Origin of the sequence: Protofrankia sp. CiT1 (genome assembly GCF_917627335.1) — a bacterium.
GTDB lineage: Bacteria > Actinomycetota > Actinomycetes > Frankiales > Frankiaceae > Protofrankia.
On record NZ_CAKJTP010000243.1, the window covers coordinates 1 to 3,859 of the forward strand.

Here is a 3,859-nt window from a genome sequence, read left to right on the forward strand (position 1 = left end):
ACCCTGGCCCGCCTGCCGCGCGGCTCCGCCACCTCCCGCGGCGTCGCGGCGGGCCGCGCGGCAGCCGCCCGGATGCTCGCCGAGCGTGCCGGTGACGGCCTGGATCCCGCATCGGTGAACACGCCGTTCACTCCGCCCTCGGACGCTCCTGGGATCTGGCGGCCCACCCCACCGGGCTTCAACCCGGCCGTCCAGGCGGGACAGGGTAGGGCGCGGCCATTCCTGCTCGACCGGGCCGACCGGTTCCGCCCCTCCCCGCCACCCCCGCTGACATCCCCGCAGTACGCACGGGACTTCGCCGAGACGAAGGCGTTCGGACGACTCGACAGCACCGTCCGCACCCCCGACCAGACCAGCGTGGCGCTGCTCTGGCAGCCGGCCGCCCTCGCTAACTGGACCCAGATGCTGCGCCAGGTTCTGGCCGCGGGTGTACCACGGTCAACGGGGGACCGCGCCCGCCTGCTCGCCACGTTCCACGCGGTGACCGCAGACGCCTACATCGCCGTGTACGAGGCTAAGTACGTCTACCTCCGATGGCGCCCGGTCACCGCCATACACCTAGCCGCCATCGACGGTAACCCCGACACCCGGGCCGATCCCACCTGGACCTCGCTGTTCCCACCCCCGGACAACTCCGAGTACCCCAGCGGCCACAACGGCTACACCGGCGCGGCGGTCACCGTGCTCACCGAACTGCTCGGGCCGCAGCCGCCGCGTCCTCTCACGCTCACCGCCGCCACCGCCCCGGGCTTCACTCGGACGTACACCTCCTGGACCCAGGTGGCCGAGGACGTGCTGAACGCACGGGTCTGGGCCGGCATCCACTTCCGCACCTCCGACCGGGCCGGGCTCCGGCTGGGATTGCAGGTCGCCCGGTTCGATCTGGCGCGGGCCGGCTGGTAAGGCACATCGCCGAACTCGCCGACCCGGTGCACCGCGGGCTGCCGAAGGATGAAAAGGGATACGTCCAGCCGGCGGCGATACGCCGAACGCGCTTACCTCAAACGTTCGCGCAGATAACGGGCCAGATCGGGGTTCAAGTTCCATCCCCTCACCTCCACGAGCTGGCCCGCTGTGGTCGCTGAACTCCGTTCAGCTTCCCTGCGGGCCGCATTGTCTGCCCTGGGGACGACCCCAGGACCCCCCGATGCCGAGCTTCGCTCGGCGGGCGGGCGTGTTCGAGTAACCGGGATGAAGGTCCACGCGTTTCCGCTGGTAGAGAGCCAGATCGCGATTTCTGGATCTTGCAAAAGGATCGCGAATGAGCTGCTTGAAAGCCTGACTCAACGCTGGTGGCCCAGCCCGTTTTGACGTAATGACTGCGTCAAACTATCGTCAATGCATGCTCTACCCCACGCCAGCCCTCAGACCTGCCGACGATCAGGTGCTCAGCGAGATCGACGGCATGCGGGATGCACTGCGGCACCAAATCCAGACCACGCCGTCGAAATGGACTGAGGGACTCCGGAAGTTCCTGACCGCCGATGCCGTCGCGGCCTCGAACTCCATCGAGGGCTTCAAGGTATCCACGATCGACGTCCAGGATCTGATGGATGGCGAGCGAGATGTTGAGGTTTCGGACGAGAACCGGGAGGAGACCCTCGCCTATCAGCGAATGATGACGTATATCCAGACGCTCCACGATGCCGAGGACTTCAGCTACAGCAAAGGCATACTCAACGCTTTGCACTGGATGCTGCAAGGCCACCGTCACACCGTGCGCAAGCCAGCCGGCCAGTGGCGCCGGGGCCCCGTCTACGTCACGGACGCCCGCGACCCCAGCATCGCGGCCTATACAGCCCCGGACGCCGATGTCGTCCCGGCGCTGATGAAGGAACTTATCGACCGGCTCAACGCCGACGACGGCACCCACCCGCTGGTGCGAGCATCCATGGCACATCTGCACCTTGTGTCCATCCACCCCTGGGCCGACGGGAACGGCCGGATGTCCCGTTCGCTGCAGACGCTCATGATCGCCCGCGAAGGTGCCCTCGCCCCGGAGTTCTCGTCCATCGAGGCGTGGCTCGGCCGCCCCGGCAACACCTGGGAGTACTACCGCGAACTCGCCGACCGGGGCCCCACGTACCGTCCCGACCAGGACGTCTCCAGCTGGATCCGCTTCAACCTGACCGCCTACCACCAGCAGGCCCAGACCGTTCAAGGCCGCCTCGACCGCTCCGGGCGGGTATGGCGCGCACTCTCCGAATTCACCGAGAGCACCGGTCTGGAAGAGCGAGTGGTCACCGCCCTGCACGACGTGGCCATGGCTGGACGTGTCCGCCGCTCACGGTACGAGCACGCCGAGGGCCTGAGCCTGCAGCAGGCGCAACGCGACCTCCGCGACCTCACCACCGCCCAAGTCCTAGAACCGGTCGGCCGAACCCGGGCCCGCTACTACACGGCAGGCCCCCGCTTCCCTCGGCCGGCACTTGACATCGCGCGCACGCCCATGACCTTGAGGAATCCATACACCAGCTGACAAGGCGCCGCGGGCTGCCGACACAACCACCGGTAGACGCCAGGACGGGACTGTCAGAAGATTTTCCGGTAACTACCAGCAAGGGGGCCTTCGCCTGCGGAAACGGCCCGCTGGCGCTGGGTGTTACACCGTTGCTCGGGCACTCCCGCATGCTGGTGCAGACCTTGGTCATCGTCTGGTATGCCCTGCACGGCTAGCAGCCCGAGGACGTGCTCGCCCGCCGGCTCGCTGAGCCGTGGTAGGGCAGCAAGACCGAACCATCCTTCGAAGACATGATCGTCAAGCTGCGCAGAACCTTGATCGCAGCCAGATTTACCGCGGTTCGCCCAGGTCACGTGGACCCCGATCTATTACGGGACTACTCCCTGGCCTGCGCCGCAGCCGCCGCATAGGTGCGAAACACGAGAGGTATGAATAAAATCGGGACACCTTCACGACCTTCCGGCCATGCGTGTTCCGCTGGTGTCAGGTTGTCGCCGGCTATGCGCCAGAGGGCGTCGATCCCAGCTGGCTGAGGTCGAGTTCGACCTCGCGTCCGCCTTGGAAGGTGACCACGATCCGCACGTGGCCGCCGATGGCTTCCAGGTAGGCCCGCAGGGTCGACAGCAACAGGTCGTGCCGCTGCTCTGTCTTCGCCACGGCCGCCTGGCTGACCCCGAGCTGCCGGGCGAGTTCGGTCTGGGTGAGATCCGCCGCCCGTCGAATCGCGGAGAGTCCCATAGCGTGGGCGCGGTCCGCGTCACGCATCTGTGCGCGGGCGGACTCTACCTGGTCGGCGAGGTCGGCCCTCTCGCGAAGGCGCCGGACCCGTTCGTCGCCGGAGACGAACGTCTCGGTACTGCGGCTGGTCGTCATGTGCCCTCCTGTCCGTGCTCGCGAAGCCACTGGTCCACAAGCACCTCGCCACGGACGGCCGCGCTGGAGTACCAGACGTCGCCGTGCTTGGCCTTGTCGAAGCCGACAAGCGCGAACGGTCGCCTCGTCCGGGAACCAGCAGACGATCCGTACGGCGACCTGCTTGTCGAAGGGATGGCTGATGCGCCACAGTTCGTGCCGGCGCGCTTGGCGTATGCGCTTGAACGTCGCCGAATCGTCGACCGGCTTCTTCTCAAGGTCCTGAAGCTCGGCGAGCATGGCGGTGGTCCAACGCAGCGCCGGGCCGCCTTGCTCCTCGATCCCACTGAGCCACCGGTCGAACTCGCGGGACCAGTCGATCAGCACCGGCTCGGTATAACCTCAAGTTCATACCTTCGCGTTTGGTAGCGAATTCCCAGTCGCCGGGCATGCCTGCGGCCTCCCGTCGGGCGGGGTCGGCGGCCCAGGAGCCGGGGACGTGGAGTTCCCGGCCGGCGTAGGCGTGGCCGAGGTCGGAGGCATAGG

3 protein-coding genes are annotated in these 3,859 nt (G+C 67.2%); 2 read left to right on the top strand and 1 reads right to left on the bottom strand.

Features of this window, described 5'->3' with window-relative positions:
- A partial coding sequence (locus MJ785_RS20790; RefSeq protein WP_239382480.1) for a vanadium-dependent haloperoxidase occupies positions 1-903 on the top strand: 903 nt, incomplete at its 5' end.
- Between the two features lie 439 nt (positions 904-1,342).
- On the top strand, positions 1,343-2,479 hold the full coding sequence (locus tag MJ785_RS20795) for a Fic family protein (protein WP_239313742.1): 1,137 nt from the start codon (positions 1,343-1,345) through the stop codon (positions 2,477-2,479).
- Positions 2,480-2,959: 480 nt separating this feature from the next.
- Here MJ785_RS20795 and MJ785_RS20800 read toward each other — a convergent pair whose 3' ends face one another.
- Positions 2,960-3,334, bottom strand: coding sequence for an XRE family transcriptional regulator (locus MJ785_RS20800; RefSeq protein ID WP_239382482.1), 375 nt, complete (start codon positions 3,332-3,334; stop codon positions 2,960-2,962).
- Positions 3,335-3,859 lie beyond the last annotated feature (525 nt).